This is a genomic window from Bacillus sp. VA15, assembly GCF_055721145.1.
On record NZ_JBVQPQ010000002.1, the window covers coordinates 732040 to 747074 of the forward strand.

Here is a 15035-nt window from a genome sequence, read left to right on the forward strand (position 1 = left end):
CAGCTCCCCATTTTTTTGTTTTAAAAAATGACAATATCATGACAAATATAGGAAATAATTGTGATTCCATAGCCCTCTTGTTACGATAACAAAAGCATGCAGTTTTGGGGGAGGCGTCTGTTTTTGGAGAATACAAGAGATTCTGCAGCTCTATCTGAAACGAAATACATAAAAGCTTCGAACCGGGTAACAGTTTACGATTTTATCAAACTTGCAAAACCCGGCATTATCATATCAAACTCGATAGCAGCCTTCGGCGGATTTTGGATCGCGTTTGCAAGCGCAGAAAAACCATTAACCGGAATGGCTTTTTTGATGACAATGGTGACAGCAATGCTTGGAACTGCGTTTGTAATGGCTTCTGGCACTGTTTATAACAACTTTTTTGATCGGCATATGGACGCAAAAATGGCACGCACCCGCAGCAGGGCCTCCGTCACAGGAAAAATGCCGCCTGCCATGATCTTAACGTATGGCTCCGTCTTAGGAATCGCAGGCCTTGCAATGCTGTATTCCCTCAATCCATTAACTGCCCTTCTCGGACTGGCTGCCTTTATTTTTTATGCAATAATCTATACAGTATGGGTGAAACGAACCTCTGTGTGGAGCACATTTGTCGGGAGCTTCCCGGGAGCTGCGCCGCCGTTGATGGGGTATTGTGCGGTAACCGGAGACATCAGTATGACTGCAGTGCTGTTGTACGCGATTATGTTTCTGTGGCAGCCCCCGCATTTTTGGGCGATTGGGATCAGACGCAAAGAGGAATATCGGGCAGCAGGCGTTCCGCTCTTGCCGGTTGTAAAAGGAAATCATGTAACAAAAATAAAAATGATTCAATATATTGCAGTTCTGGTGCCGGTCACGCTATTATTTCCTTTTTCTCTCGGCACCGGCCATATCAGCCCATTTTATTTCTTAGCTGCCCTGGTTCTCGGAGGCATATGGATCAAAAAAAGCATTCAGGGATTCAAAACGGAAGATGACGTCAAGTGGGCAAAGGATATGTTTGTCTACTCGCTCATTTATTTTTGCTTGCTGTTTTTGATCATGATGGTTGATTCATTTGTGATGTTTTTGATCAGATGATGTTATGCAAAAAGAGCCACACATTAATGTGACTCTTTTTTATTTGGAAAAACTGCATCTAATAGAAATGTCACGATCAAAAACACAGCCATGCAAATCAAAAATCGGACGATTTCACTCAAAATCCAGCTATGGCCAATACGCATACCATCGGTTTCTCGGAGGGTTGCGCATATTGAAAAAATCATGAGTATGTTTTTTAAAGTTTCTTTGTTCATGAAATACCATCGCCTTCTTAAAATATTACTGAAATGCAAAATAAATGATGAGGTAAAGTCCAGTCGGATACAAAACATGTCTGCATCGTTGCATGTTTTAATTGAATGATATCCTTGTTTTTTTCAGCCAGCCATTTTGCAAAGTTCAGGCAAACAGATGAAAACTGCTTCAGAGAAAAAGCAGATCTTTTGCGATAAACTAAGCAGCGGAAAGCTCGAACCGTCTGCTGCTGTACTCTCGCCTAATGAAAATAAGAACATTAGAATAAGTCAATCGGGAAATGCACTTTTTTCTTAAAGCCGATACAAGAAAAAATAAACCCATAAACGAAAAGACAGCACGTCCCCCAGCTTACTATCGGGTGTTCGCTCTATAAACTCGAACTTTTTTTCCATCATCAGGTATTATAAGCCAAAAACAAACAAAAAAAGAATTTTTCTTTATCTGCATGCAAGAACAGTAAGAGAAATTGTACCGATTATCCATATGATAGTTTGCCTATGTTCATAGATTTGGAAGTCTAGAAAATTGAAACGGAACCCGCTGCCAAAGTTAGTGGAAGCGAGCTTGTTGCAGACCTATTTCATTGAAAACTTACGCTTGTTATTGTTGGGGTCATTGCAGATGCGGAAAAGAATTTCATGTGTTGCCATTTATAAAGAAGACATTGAGAAAGTGGACACTCGTAAGGCCTTATTTCTATTACAAATTTTACTTTTGCCCTACACCCATGTTTTCGGAACATCCCTCTCACTCTTACGTATACCTTAATAGGAGGGATCAAACGATGAAAGAGTATGAATTCGTAAGAGTTGAACTGAGTACGATGAGAAGAAGGCCTAAAGAAGACTACCAGCAAATCATCCATGACTATGCGAAAAGAGGCTGGACATTCATTCAGATTTTCGCTCCCAGTATAGATGGGTATGGAGCAGCTGCTTATTTTGAGATCATATTTGAAAGAGATGTGGAAAAAGCTTAGTCCATATGACTAAGCTTTTTCGGTTTATCTTCATTGCGTGCCATCTATACAATTTCTGCAAATGCGGCATCGCATGCTTTCGCTAAATCTTGAGGCGCCACCTTTAGCTGCATACCGATTTTCCCTGCACTGACAATGATAAAATCAAGTGTTTCAGCGGCTGCATCAATATAGGTCGGGAACGATTTTTTCATGCCAATTGGTGAACAGCCGCCGCGAACATAGCCAGTTACCCCTAATAATTCCTTCATCGCAATCATTTCTATTTTCTTTTCTCCTATTACTTTTGCTGCCTTTTTTACATCTAATTCTTCTGCAACGGGTACAACAAAGACGTAATAATCTTTTGCTCCTGCTGTTGCCACCAATGTTTTATATACATATTCTGAAGGATAACCGATTTTTTCCGAAACAGAGATGCCATCTACCGGTTGGCCGCCTTCTGTTTTATACCCTAATAACTCATAGGAGATGTTCTGCTGTTCTATCAAACGAACCGCATTTGTTTTTGCCATTTTTTTCGCCATACTTTTCCCCCACTATCGAAAAAAACCTAAATATACTGTGATTAATATATAAATACTATCATCGAAAACAGACATATGCTATTAACCTGCATGTTCAAAAGAGAGAAAAACCTCTAGAAAGCCAAAATACGAAACAAAAAGGAATGAACGACATGTAATAACATACAATTTGTATGAATGTAAAATTAAGGAGTGGTTGCTTTGTATCATTACTATTATGGTCCCGCGTTAATTCCTTACTTTACACATACTCATAACACTCAAAGAAATCCAGACTTTTCAGAAAGACAGCGAAGAAGAGAAATCACACTGAATGTAGATGGCATTATACCGCCATCTTCCTCTGAGGATCTCGGAGACGGCTTTTATTCCTTCGCATGGACTGGCCAACAGGTAATAGATCCTGGTGAATATCTTGTTTGTCATCTTGAAGGAAGAGATATACAAGTGATTAATGGCGGGTTTACCCCACGCGATACTGCTCCATTGTATGCAATCGCAAGCTTTCCAAGGAGAAGAAACCAATGGGTCATAATCATTCATAACCCTGTTCAAACCCAAAGAGCGATATCGCTTTACTTGATTGCGAAAAGGTAGTACAAAATGTTTTCAGCAGAAACAGAAAAACGGGTAGGAACGCTTTGATATCAGCGCTTTCCTACCCGTTTTGGATTTATGACACTTCCGATCTTTCCCCGTCAAGACAGTGCGAAAGGAAGTTGGTGCCCGTAGAAATTTGGTTTCAATAAAACAATTCATTTCAAATTCAGCTCATGTTCTTCATGTCCAAGAATTTTTGCACCGATAAATATTTCAATATGTTATCATGATTACCAGTTAAAAGAAAAGAGGATTAGATATATGGTTCTTGAAACAAATCGGCTGCTTTTAAAAACGATTGATATTCCCCTTCTTAACGCTGCATCTAAACGAGATCATCAGGCCATTAAAGACCTAGGTTATGAAACAAATGGTGAATGGCCAAATCCTGATTTTTTTGAAGCCATCCCTTATTTCCGCGAGAAATTAGTTAAAAACAATGGAACAAAAGGATTTGATTCATGGATTATTGTAAAGAAGGACAATCATGAAATTGTAGGAGGAACCGGATTTTTAGGTGACCCGGATACGAATGGCATGATTGAAATCGGCTTTGCAACAAATAAAAGCCAACGCCGCAAAGGGTATTGTGTTGAGGCTGCCCAAAAAATAATAAACTGGGCCTTAAGCCAAGATACGGTGAACCATATCACAGCTAGATGTGAACATAACAATTTTGGTTCACAACATATTTTAGAGACCTTAGGGTTTGAATTGGAGCATAAGTCAGAAGATTTTATGCATTGGAGATACGTTACCATGTAAAACAATAAAACAAAGAGATAAACCCTCCCTCTAAACTGAGAGCGGGTTTTTCTTCAAACAATATTTGTACAGTTTCCTTACTCGTCTTTTCTATCTTTATCGGTATCTTCAGGATCCTCAACTGGATCTTCAGGATCAGGATCATTATCTTTTTCATCATCTTTATTGATGGTATCATCCTCATCGACACCTGGAGCGTTGTTATTGTCAGTATCTTGGTTGTTGCCGTTATTATCTTGATCGTTCTCCTCAACATCCGGAGCATTGTTATTATTATCATTATTATCTTGACCATTATTACAGCCCATTAATACAAAACTCGATAGAAACAACACACTAACGATTTGCAGCCATTTTTTCATTTCCATCCTCCTTTCTTCTTTTTAATCCCTATAAGTTTGTCCAGCATGTTTACTTTAATTCGTTGCATTCTTATATATTCTTTCTTGAATTCCATCTTTATCATTCCAGCATATCAATTCCTCGAAAACTAAGTATCGAAACAAAAATTATGATAGAAACTTGCTCTAAAATGAATCATTTCCGGTGAATAACCGCCGAAACAGAGGGATGATGTGGGTGTCTCTTTTAGGTTGAGGAGCTAGTATAGCTGCAATTGTTTTAAGAAAAAATAACAGCAGAAAAAATGTGTTACAGCCGATTCAAGGTTTAATTAACAAAGTTAAACAAAATAATGTAAAACCACGAACTTAAAGAACGTCAGGCTTTAAATCGTGAATGCGGGTGGGACTAAAATAAAGGACATAAAAACCCTCCAATTTAAGAAGGGTTTTTCCACATTCAGCAACACTTTAGTCTGCTACATTAAACAATTATAGATGAGAGACAATGCACTCTGCCTGTCCCTCCAGTTTAAATTCTCCAAAACCGTAGGGCAGCAACATATGATCTCCTTTTTTGAAGGTATTGACATACCCACTGGATATCATTCGGCCTTCCCCTTCAATAACACTGATAAGAAGGAATGGTTTTTGTTGTTGTAGGCTTGCTGATCCTGACAAATTCCACTTTTTTACCGAAAAGTAAGCGCATTCAATCAATGTTGTTGTAAATAACTCCTCTATTTGTTCATGATGAACTGTTTGCCGATCTAGGATAGATGGAACCTCTATCACTTCTATGCTCTTCTCCAGATGAAGCTCGCGCAGCTTACCTTCTGCATCTTTTCGTTCATAATCATATAATCTGTAGGTTGTATCTGAATTCTGCTGCGTCTCTAAAACGAGAATGCCTTTTCCAATCGCATGAACGGTACCGCTTGGCACATAGAAGAAATCCCCCGGCTTTACCTTTACCCGGCGCAAAAGTTCGTCCCATTCTCCAAGTTCAATCATCGAGATCAGTTCTTCCTTTGTTTTTGCGTTGTGTCCGTAAATGATCTCAGCATCTTTTTCGCAATCAATGATGTACCAGCATTCGGTTTTTCCGAGTTCCCCGTTTTCATGTATTTTGGCGAACTCATCATTCGGATGCACCTGAACGGATAAATCTTGGTCTGCATCTAACATTTTTGTAAGAAGAGGGAAACGGTCCCCTTCAAGATGTCCGAATAAATATCTGTGTTGCTCCCATAATTCGCAGAGCGTAAACCCTTTATACATTCCGTTTTGAACAACGCTTTGTCCATTTTGATGAGCAGCAAAAGCCCAGCACTCCCCTGTTCGTTCTGACGGAATGTTATAGCCGAAAGCAGATAAAGCGGTGCCGCCCCAAATCCTCTCTTTGAAAACAGGCTTGAAAAATAACGGTTCAGCCGTCATGAAAATCCCCCCGCATTACACGATTTCATCCAGTAGCTTGTATACTTCTTCTTTTGTTTGCACGGAGAGCAGCTGCTTCCTATAGCTATCATCCATTAGTTTTCGGGATAACATCTGCAATATTTTCAAATGCTGGTTCCCTCCGCTCTCTTTCGGTACAGCAATCATAAATATTAATTTTGCATCTGATCCATCTAGGCTGTTCCAGTCAACACCTGATCGTTTGATTCCAAAGGCAACACTCGGCTTCCTGACCGCCTCAGATTTCCCGTGCGGAATTGCGATATTCATGCCAATCGCCGTTGTTCCCTGTTGTTCACGATTCAAAATGGCTTGTTTAAACCCGCTCTCGGACAGCAGCATACCATTGCGGGACAATGTTTGAATCATTTCATCAATAATGTCATCCCTGGTTTCCCCTGATAAATGTGGTTCAATCAGCTCGGGCATGATGATGTCTGTCAGTTTTTTGATTTCCGTCATCTCAGCTTTTTGGCTTTCGGCTTGAATCGGCTGCGGTATTTCTTTTGCTGCAGCAGCTTCACTTGGGGGTGCCGCTTCGCTGAGCACAGGGGACGCCGCCGTAATATCCTTTTTTAGTACGTTGACGAACAGAGCAGTGACAAGAGATCCCGCCAATACAGCAATAAAAAACATCAAGACATGATCAACTGCACCAAGCACTGCAACGATAGGCCCGCCGTGCGCTACTCTGTCTCCCACATTGCCAATCATCGCTATCACAGAACCCGTCATAGAACCTGCCATAATACTGGGAATGACTCGAAGAGGATCCTGTGCCGCAAATGGAATGGCTCCTTCAGTGATGCCAAAGAGCCCCATCGTAAATGCCGCTTTCCCCATTTCTCTTTGCGACGCCTCAAATTTTCTTTTTCCAAAAAACGCTGCAATTCCAAGGCCAATCGGCGGAATACAAATGGAGACGGCAATTGGCCCCATAATTTCATAATTTCCTTCTCCAATCATGGCCGAGCCAAACAGAAATGCCACCTTGTTTACGGGACCGCCCATATCAAATGAGATCATCGCGCCTAAAATCAGTGCCAGAAGGATCGAGCTCGATCCTTTCATCCCCGCCAGCCAAACCGTTAAAGATGTGAAAATTTGAGCTACAGGTGCGCCGATCAAAAACACAAACGCTAAACCTACAATCAGTGATGCAAACACCGGAATGATAATAATTGGCATGATCGGTTGGATTGCTTTTGGCACTTTTAATTTTTTTATCCCAAGTGCAGCATAGCCAGCCAAAAATCCGGCAACGATTCCACCGAGGAAACCGGCGCCGCTTGCGCTGTCATAAAAACTTCCAGTCGCTGCAATATATCCGCCGATCATCCCCGGCACAAGCCCCGGCTTATCAGCGATGCTATAGGCGATATAGCCGGCTAAAATCGGAATCATAAATGAAAATGAAGCACTGCCGATCTGTTCAATCGTTTTCCAGAAGGAATCATCCGGAATAACTAAGCCTTTAGGTGTTTTCTCACCCCCAAGCGTTAATGCAACCGCTATCAATAATCCGCCGACAACAATAAAAGGAACCATAAATGAAACGCCGTTCATTAAATGACGGTAAATCGGATTTTGTTTCTTCTCCTGATGATTACCGGATTCCGATTTTGAAGCGGAACGATAGACCGGTATATCCCCGCTAAGTGCTTTTTGAATCAATTCTTCCGGTTTGCGGATGCCGTCCTGAACCCCGACAGACAGCAGTTTTTTGCCTATAAATCGATCTTTGTTTACCGAGCGGTCTGCCGCAATAATGATCGCGTCCGCTTCCCGAATTTCCTCTGCGGTTAGCTCATTTTCTACCCCGACTCCGCCCTGGGTCTCAACCTTGATGCTAACGCCTAATCTGTCAGCTGCTTTTTGCAGATTTTCCGCTGCCATATACGTATGGGCAATTCCGTTCGGACAAGATGTAATCGCTAACAGTTTCATACGAAACCTCCTTTAAAGTGTGAATAACAAGATCTTGTCTCAACTGTATACCGAAATCATGCCGTTAAAATCGCTTTTTTTTACCATAAGTTCCGGAAATAACGGCATTTTTCCTTATAAACAAAAAAAGCAAGGAATGCCTCCCTGCTTTTAATAATCCAAATAAGATAAAAATGTCATGACGTTTGTTTCTTTCGTCAGCTTCTGCACGAAGGCCGGCTGCTCACTCAGGTATGAAAGCTCACGAAACAGCTGCTTTGTCATATTTTGATCCTCATGTTTGACAGCCAGCATAAAAACAAGCGATACTTTCTCATTTCCCCAATCAAGCGGCTCTTTTAATGTGGCAATTGCGATTGCTGATTGTTTGATATATTTAGCGTTCGCATGAGGAATGGCTATGCCTGCCCCAATGTTTGTCGCCGCCATTTTTTCCCTCATCACCGCATGAACCGCGTATTCCTTTTCAACATAGCCTTTCTCAAACAAAGCTGTCGCCAGCTGTTCAATTACCTTATAGCGGTGCTCTGCCTCTTGCTGTAAAAAAACCAAAAAAGGAGTCGTATTGTTCAGCATCTGAAAGGTTTTTTGTTTTTGGCGCTGTGGTTTATCAAGCTGATGCACAAATGCAAGTAATTCCTTCTCATCTGAAGGCTCCAAAAGCGGAGATACAACAATATATGGGATCGTTATATTTTCCAGAGCTATGGTTGAAATGACAAGATCGATATCCTCATGCTGTTTTATGAAGTCCTTTAAATCGGCTTTTGCGATACAGGCCATTACAGCGATTTGATGACATTTCCGTTCAATTTTTGTCCGCAGCAATTGTGACATCCCAATACCCATGTGACAAACGATGATCGCCTTTTTATGTGTATCACTGCTGTGATGCAGCCGTTCGATTGCTGCCTGAAAATGCAGCGTTAAATATGCTGCCTCTTCCTCAGGGATATGAAGATCAAACGTTTGATTGATGTCTTCCAGAACGTCAATGATCAGATGAAACAAATAAGGGTACATCTTTTTGATGTCATTAAGCATAGGATTTGATACAGAAAGATCGTAGCTCAGCCGCTGTAACACTGTATTGAGATGAATATTCAATCCGTTGATCAAATCCTGATCTTTATGAAAATCCAGCATTTTCAGCTCTGAAACACGGTTGATTAAATGCCTTACAACCTTTGGAAGTACTGCATTTTCAAGGTTTTCTTCTTTCTGTAATGGATATCGAACTTTCCCGCCCAATATATGTAATGTCAAATACACGGCCTCTTCTTCAGGAAAGCGGATTGCAAAAACCGGTTCAAGCCGTTGTAAACAAGCAAATGTCCATTGATATTCTTTCTTCTTTTTTACTGCTGCCAGTTCTCTTGGAGATATCGAGATCGGCTGCTTCATTTTGATTCGGCGGATCATGAACAATGTATGCAACAGCAAACTCTCAAACGTCTCATCTGTGAAATAAAGCGAATGCTCTTTTTGTAATGATTTGATTTCTTTCGCTACAAAATCTACTTCGTGACTTAAGAACTTACTTTTAATAAATTGGCTAGTAAACTCCGTGTTATCAATCAAATCAGATATTCTTGCCAATGCTTTTCTTTTATTTTTTTCGTTCCCATCAACCTTCAAACCAAGCCGCTGCCTCGAAACCAGCGTGAGGTCAAATCGCTTCAGCCACTCCTCTACCGCACATAAATCCTTTTTAATGGAAGATCGATTGACAAAATGCTGAGCGGCAATTTCTTTTGCAGAAACAGGCTTTAGATTCATTAATAAGTCATAAGCAATTTGCAACATTCTTTCCTCATCGGTTCGCTGCCTAGAATAAAAATGTTCTGTATGTAATTGTTGGCTTAACCAGGTCCTATCCTGTTCATCTATATGTAAAAAGACGCCTAACCCTGGTTTCCGAATGAGCTGAGCATGAGAATGTTCATTGAGGTAATCCTCGATCGCTTTCAAATCATTCCTGATCGTTTTTTCAGAACACTGTACCCTGTCTGCGAAATCTTGCACAACTAAATAGTCATCAGGTTCAGATAACAACAGATACAAAATCTCTTTTTGCCTTGTATTCATGTATTTCATCTGTTTTTCTATCCTTCCTGTCAATATCCACTTGAACAAATAGATAGTATAAGTATACTATAAATGTAACCGTTTACATTATAACGTAAAATCATAGATTCAAAAGTTTCGTTTTTTACCGAAGGTTCCGGAAAAAAGGTTTTTTTATGTTATTAGAGTGTTCTATGATCAAGTAAGTTACCCGCTTCCCATTCCCATTTAATAGAATAAGAAACGCTCAGACACGGTAATGGTCCACCGCTATTCTCCGCCTTAATACGACTAAGTCAACGCAAAAAAACGGCTAGAAACGTGATAACGCCTCTAACCGCCGTGTATGATTCCGACTGGGCTCGAACTAGCGACCTCTCCCCTGTCAAGATAGTTGATGCCTTTTGAACAAGTATATTCGATTCTGACCAGCCCTATAACTTCAAGGCTATTGAATTGTACATCTGATGACTTCTGAATGAAAATGATGATTGTTGATAGAGTTGGACAACAAACTGCCAACTTTATCTCTCTTTTTAAGAAGCCTTTTAATCATTCACATTGCTTTTCATTAACCATTCTACTTCCGTTAATTCTTGTTGTTGAACGTCTATTGTGTGTTTTTTCGTGAAATGGGTTTTCACAGCTTCTTCGTTTTCCCAAATCTCCCAAAGCATTATTTTACGTTCTGATGGCTCAAGCGGATAAGCATGGAATTTGATACACCCTTCTTCTTTGTTCGTTTCTTCCTCAAGTTTTTTGAATTCCTTCATTATTTCATTAAGGTCTTTATCACTGATGATTTTTAAGCATGCCGTTATGTAATGCATCGAAATTCTCCTCTTCATATCATTTTATGGCTTTTCATTATAACATTTTCTTGAAAAATAAAAACAACTACGAAATTAAGACAGTAATTGATTGATGGGGTTTAATGATGGAGTTAATGATGCGATTGACGGTACGATATTTAGCGTTAAAGATTTGGTTGTGGGCGCCTGGAAATACTCACAACTTCCTACCGAATTAAATACTTACAAAACAATTTCAACAGTATTAAGCATCCCCTCTTATTCAAAAATTGTGAAATTTCTCCTCTTGCCACACTAAATATTTACGATAGTCAATAGGTTTCCTAAAAAAGAGCAGGTATTACACCTGCTCTCTCTTACGATCTTAATAGACTGCTATTGACTGATGGAAAGAACCCGACTTTGCCAGAACTAAAAGAAAGACCGGGAAAAGCGAACAGGAAATACGTGAGGCTACAAAAAATTTGATTCGAAAAGTTGCGCTTTCTTGGGATAAAGAAAAGAAAATATGGATTATATAAAGCCCACCTCATGTGAGTTGGGCTCCTCTATCCCCTTTAATTAACGAAACAAAAGAGTAGCTAATATCCCTAGATTTACTATTCCTAAAAGGAAAGAGACATATGCAATTCCTTTGTTTCTCTGCATAAAATAAAGTCCGTTTACAATTAAAATACAACTGATTAAAGCATCAAACAATCGAAGAGCCATAATGCTAAAATCAAATTCAGGCTCAAAAAGACTAAATACCGACACTGCTATTAAAAATACAATAGATACTGTGATATAAATTAACCAATCCCTAGATGCATTACTCTTTTCAGTTTCTTTGTGAATACTGTTCATGAGTAATTCGCAACCACCTTATAACAATATTTCCTAAATATCATAATATGCACCTAGATATTTTCAATGCATCATTATAATTATAAAAAAGAGGGGTATTTTCTCCCCTCTCTCCCTATTTATCCGCAAATTAATTTTATTGCTTTGCTTTTTGAATTGTTCTTGATTATAACACAAACTGCTCCGCATCCAATCCCAATTGCAAGATTGATGGCTGCAACCCGCAAGCACGAAAGAGCACAAGATCCACCATTCGCAATATCATATAACCATGATACTGCTGATTTGCAGCTCATCATTGTCGATGCTTTTGTTTCTTCAGCTGACTCTGAACCCTTCAAGTAATCTTCTACACTAACTTCAGTTCCGTCATTTAGTTTGACTTTTCCACCTTCAGTTAGTTTAACATCTTCCGTAATTTCACCAGATTGTTTTATTTGCAAATTAAGAAGTTTTGTTGATTCATCAAAAGTGATATAGGTTTCAATTGTATCAAAAATTTGTTCGGTATTTAGATCAACAAAATATTGTGCTGAGGTTAGACCTGATTCCATATCCTCAACAGGAATTGTTACAACAGCCATCCCTTCTTTTACGTTTACAATCTCTTCATCTTGTTCATTTGATAGTCCGAAAAGACTTTTTTCAGGCTTTTTTACCAACTTGTTTTGTTTGAATTCCTTTGAAGCATAAACAATTTCTTTTGCTTTTTGTTGATCTTCTTTTGAGCCTGATGACTAAGGCACCCCTGATTGACATGACTCACAATTTGTTTTTGCTTTCCCGAAAACATTCGAATTAGCTTTAACACTAGTATTAAAAGAAAAAATGGTTACTAATGAAAGTGTAAAAGCCATTAACAGTGAAAAAAATCCTTTCTTCCCCATCAAATACCTCCTGTTTTTTTCCATACTTTAGGTCGATCTATAAAAAATGTAACTTATTCCCATACAGAAATCAACAAAAAACAGATAATTCTATAATTATTCACATAAAAGCCCTCTTTTATATGAGAGGGCTCTATTTTCACTTCAATTTCTCTTCAATTTTCGCTTTAGTCTTAGGTCTTAGATCCGTAAATGCCGTCAGGAATTAGAGCATTAACTGACTGGAATCGTTTGACCGCATTTATTGATGAAGGTGAATTTAAATAAATTGCAGAAAAACCCTCCTCATCTCGAGAAGGGCTCTGACTTCTAATTCTTTTTCTTTAAATCAGTCCGAAGAAACAAACTGATATCGCTCAACTTTTTAATCAGAAGGCTTCATAGGGTTCTCCAAATATTTGCCCCTATGCTTTTCTTTAGCTTTTTGTTTTCTGATTAAATATTTTTGTTCCTTTATTTTTTCTTTTTGTTTTCTATTGAGTTGTTTTTTCTTTTCTTTTCTTGTTTCAAGCTCCTGTTTTATCGCTTTTTGTGCCTTAGTTGATATCCCGATATTTTTCATCTCTTTAGAAGCTTGTCGTTGCAATCTTTTGGGTTTAACTTCTTAGATTTTGCTTTAACACAAACCCCTTCTTGTTCAGTGTGGGAGATAGTCTGTAAAAGTTGATTATTAACAAAATGCATTATTTCTAAATCCTTTGGCTCTTGTCCCTTGTCCAAACAAATGACGAATTGCTCTTAATTTCCCATCATTCACAACTTCAATTACTCCTACCCAAAACTGATCATCGTAGTAAACCGTTAATTTCATAACGATTCCCTTCTCCAAAAGTTACTGAAGAATGATGGACATCCCGAGGAGGGGAAGGTTACTGACATTTTTAAAAATGCATCCGGACTACCAACCGAATTGTGTTTTTTCATTCTCATTATAAATTTAACAAACTTTCAAATTGAAGGAAAGGGTCTCCGCTTATTTTATGCTTTGGTATCAGGCCCATAAATACCCTCAGGAGTAAGGCCATTTACTGACTGGAACCGTTTGACCGCGTTTGCTGTTTTCGGTCCGTAATATCTTTATTTTATTCGATTCGTTATTGTCTGTTTATTTAACACATAAATAAAAGCCCTCTAATTTAGAAGGGCTTTCTAGAATTGATGATGCTTATGTTTGAAGACGATCCGATGTAATTTGAAATGAATTTTGAGTTTGATTTTCTGTTAAGCTGGATCCAAACCCACACACTAAAACGAATGACAACCCCAAGATAAGGCATACCTTCTTTTTAAAAGTCATACTGGCATTCTCCCCTTTGAATTTGTGTTTGAGTTTCAATCATTTTCTGATGATAAACATAAGATGTTTCAAATTCTTTAGAGCTTGCGTAAGCAGCTGCAGTCTCACAGGCAATGTCTTCTACATACGAAAAGTTCTTGTTTCTTTCTAAGTATTCTATTGTTTTATTAACACCTTGTTGGTCCACTGCATCGACATAAAGAGCTTTTAAATAACCCTGTAATTTCGCGAAAAGCTCATCTCCTTGATAAATAGCTGCCGACAACCCTTTCTTACTTACTTGGATAGCTTCGTTCATTTTTCCTTGTTTGAAAAGGATTTTCGCATAAGAAAATAAAGAATGTGGCAAATTCGTCAACTTTTCTTTTTCAGTAATCTCCACAGCTTGCTTCATGAAAACTTCTGCTTGCTGATAATCCCCTCTGTCCGCAAAATTTGTACCTAAGTTATAAAGTGCGGAACTAATGAGCCTTTTATTATTTAATTCTCTGGATAACTCTAACGCTTTTTCAAGATGTGGCTGACTTTTTTCATAACGCTTAAAATCAATATAATTCCCTGAAATAACAAAGAGACATTGAACTTTCCGTACCTTATACAATTCATATTGATTATAAACGTCTAATGCTTGTTTAACGTGGTGCATAGATACATGACTTTGCTTCATTCCATAATACGCTTCGGCTAACTTAAAATGAAACTCTGCTCTTTCGATTTCATCAGGGACATGGATAAGTTCTTTCTCTGCCTCCCTATAATAGGCGATTGCTTTCACATATTGCTTCTGATCAAATTCATACATCCCCCGAAAAAACAGGGAGTAGTAAGACAATAAACCGGATATCCCTTTATTTGACGCCTCTATTTTTTCGAGTAACTCGTCAATAGTTGGTCTTATGCGTGTAGTTACTGGTTCTAAATAGTCTAGCATCAGCTGATGACGGAATTTCATTAATGAGAAATAAATTAGCAAATATTCATCCTCTTCCATCTGATTGATCTCTTGTTCCACCTCAGCTTTTAAAATTTCTGCATCTGGGACACTGAATTGACGAATCATCTTATACCATTCATTGATCTTTACGCCAACTTTAGACGACGGTAAAACTGGATTCACGAGACCCCTCCTCAAACACCTTTTATGTAATATTCTAACATTTCCAAAAATATGTATGTCCGCAAAAAAACCGCAAAGTTT

General features: G+C 38.8%; 11 protein-coding genes and 5 pseudogenes. 4 read left to right on the plus strand and 12 right to left on the minus strand.

Translation table 11 applies throughout. The features are described 5' to 3' along the window. The first annotated feature begins 96 nt into the window (after positions 1-96). Together cyoE and AC0DBE_RS08695 are read left to right on the plus strand one after the other, a co-directional pair. Positions 97-1086 (plus strand): heme o synthase, encoded by a 990-nt coding sequence (gene cyoE, locus AC0DBE_RS08690; protein ID WP_072566118.1) that lies wholly within the window; start codon positions 97-99, stop codon positions 1084-1086. 1006 nt (positions 1087-2092) lie between these two features. Further along, positions 2093-2287, plus strand: coding sequence for a DUF4177 domain-containing protein (locus AC0DBE_RS08695; RefSeq protein ID WP_014113421.1), 195 nt, complete (start codon positions 2093-2095; stop codon positions 2285-2287). A 44-nt stretch (positions 2288-2331) separates the two neighbouring features. On the opposite strand, the gene ybaK is transcribed toward AC0DBE_RS08695, so the two are convergent. Continuing rightward, the gene (ybaK, locus tag AC0DBE_RS08700; protein WP_072566116.1) at positions 2332-2814 is read right to left on the minus strand and encodes a Cys-tRNA(Pro) deacylase; all 483 of its coding nucleotides are present in this window, start codon (positions 2812-2814) and stop codon (positions 2332-2334) included. Positions 2815-3015: 201 nt separating this feature from the next. On the opposite strand from ybaK, the gene AC0DBE_RS08705 reads away from it, so the two are divergent. Continuing rightward, on the plus strand, positions 3016-3411 hold the full coding sequence (locus AC0DBE_RS08705) for a hypothetical protein (RefSeq protein ID WP_072182415.1): 396 nt from the start codon (positions 3016-3018) through the stop codon (positions 3409-3411). Between the two features lie 264 nt (positions 3412-3675). Further along, on the plus strand, positions 3676-4179 hold the full coding sequence (locus AC0DBE_RS08710; protein WP_014113418.1) for a GNAT family N-acetyltransferase: 504 nt from the start codon (positions 3676-3678) through the stop codon (positions 4177-4179). A 77-nt stretch (positions 4180-4256) separates the two neighbouring features. Here the strand turns inward: AC0DBE_RS08710 and AC0DBE_RS08715 are convergent, their stop codons facing one another. The 11 genes and pseudogenes from AC0DBE_RS08715 to AC0DBE_RS08765 form a co-directional block, all read right to left on the minus strand. Beyond that, positions 4257-4541, minus strand: a complete 285-nt coding sequence (locus AC0DBE_RS08715) for a hypothetical protein (protein ID WP_072182414.1) — start codon at positions 4539-4541, stop codon at positions 4257-4259. Positions 4542-5012: 471 nt separating this feature from the next. Continuing rightward, the gene (gene manA, locus AC0DBE_RS08720) at positions 5013-5960 is read right to left on the minus strand and encodes a mannose-6-phosphate isomerase, class I (RefSeq protein ID WP_072183571.1); all 948 of its coding nucleotides are present in this window, start codon (positions 5958-5960) and stop codon (positions 5013-5015) included. A gap of 15 nt (positions 5961-5975) precedes the next feature. Continuing rightward, on the minus strand, positions 5976-7928 hold the full coding sequence (gene manP / locus AC0DBE_RS08725) for a PTS mannose transporter subunit IIABC (RefSeq protein WP_472961826.1): 1953 nt from the start codon (positions 7926-7928) through the stop codon (positions 5976-5978). 150 nt (positions 7929-8078) lie between these two features. Further along, positions 8079-10025 (minus strand): mannose transport/utilization transcriptional regulator ManR, encoded by a 1947-nt coding sequence (manR, locus tag AC0DBE_RS08730; RefSeq protein ID WP_472961828.1) that lies wholly within the window; start codon positions 10023-10025, stop codon positions 8079-8081. Positions 10026-10543: 518 nt separating this feature from the next. After that, positions 10544-10863, minus strand: a pseudogene (locus AC0DBE_RS08735) (putative quinol monooxygenase). Between the two features lie 505 nt (positions 10864-11368). Next, positions 11369-11653, minus strand: coding sequence for a hypothetical protein (locus AC0DBE_RS08740; protein ID WP_242734965.1), 285 nt, complete (start codon positions 11651-11653; stop codon positions 11369-11371). 119 nt (positions 11654-11772) lie between these two features. Then, positions 11773-12564: pseudogene (locus tag AC0DBE_RS08745) on the minus strand (putative immunity/bacteriocin fusion bifunctional protein). Positions 12565-12679: 115 nt separating this feature from the next. Next, positions 12680-12788: pseudogene (locus tag AC0DBE_RS08750) on the minus strand (peptidoglycan-binding domain-containing protein); the annotation flags it as partial. Between the two features lie 116 nt (positions 12789-12904). Then, positions 12905-13351 (minus strand): annotated as a pseudogene (locus AC0DBE_RS08755) (YjdF family protein). 167 nt (positions 13352-13518) lie between these two features. Then, positions 13519-13611 (minus strand): annotated as a pseudogene (locus AC0DBE_RS08760) (peptidoglycan-binding domain-containing protein); the annotation flags it as partial. Between the two features lie 215 nt (positions 13612-13826). Beyond that, positions 13827-14954, minus strand: a complete 1128-nt coding sequence (locus tag AC0DBE_RS08765; RefSeq protein ID WP_114150680.1) for a response regulator aspartate phosphatase — start codon at positions 14952-14954, stop codon at positions 13827-13829. Between the last annotated feature and the right edge of the window lie 81 nt (positions 14955-15035).

Coding starts and splice junctions, on each gene's coding strand:
- ybaK (WP_072566116.1), bottom strand. CDS start 2,814: ATGGCGAAAAAAATGGCAAAAACAAATGCGGTTCGTTTGATAGAACAG.
- AC0DBE_RS08740 (WP_242734965.1), bottom strand. CDS start 11,653: ATGAACAGTATTCACAAAGAAACTGAAAAGAGTAATGCATCTAGGGAT.
- cyoE (WP_072566118.1), top strand. CDS start 97: ATGCAGTTTTGGGGGAGGCGTCTGTTTTTGGAGAATACAAGAGATTCT.
- manP (WP_472961826.1), bottom strand. CDS start 7,928: ATGAAACTGTTAGCGATTACATCTTGTCCGAACGGAATTGCCCATACG.
- AC0DBE_RS08715 (WP_072182414.1), bottom strand. CDS start 4,541: ATGAAAAAATGGCTGCAAATCGTTAGTGTGTTGTTTCTATCGAGTTTT.
- AC0DBE_RS08695 (WP_014113421.1), top strand. CDS start 2,093: ATGAAAGAGTATGAATTCGTAAGAGTTGAACTGAGTACGATGAGAAGA.
- AC0DBE_RS08710 (WP_014113418.1), top strand. CDS start 3,676: ATGGTTCTTGAAACAAATCGGCTGCTTTTAAAAACGATTGATATTCCC.
- manA (WP_072183571.1), bottom strand. CDS start 5,960: ATGACGGCTGAACCGTTATTTTTCAAGCCTGTTTTCAAAGAGAGGATT.
- manR (WP_472961828.1), bottom strand. CDS start 10,025: ATGAAATACATGAATACAAGGCAAAAAGAGATTTTGTATCTGTTGTTA.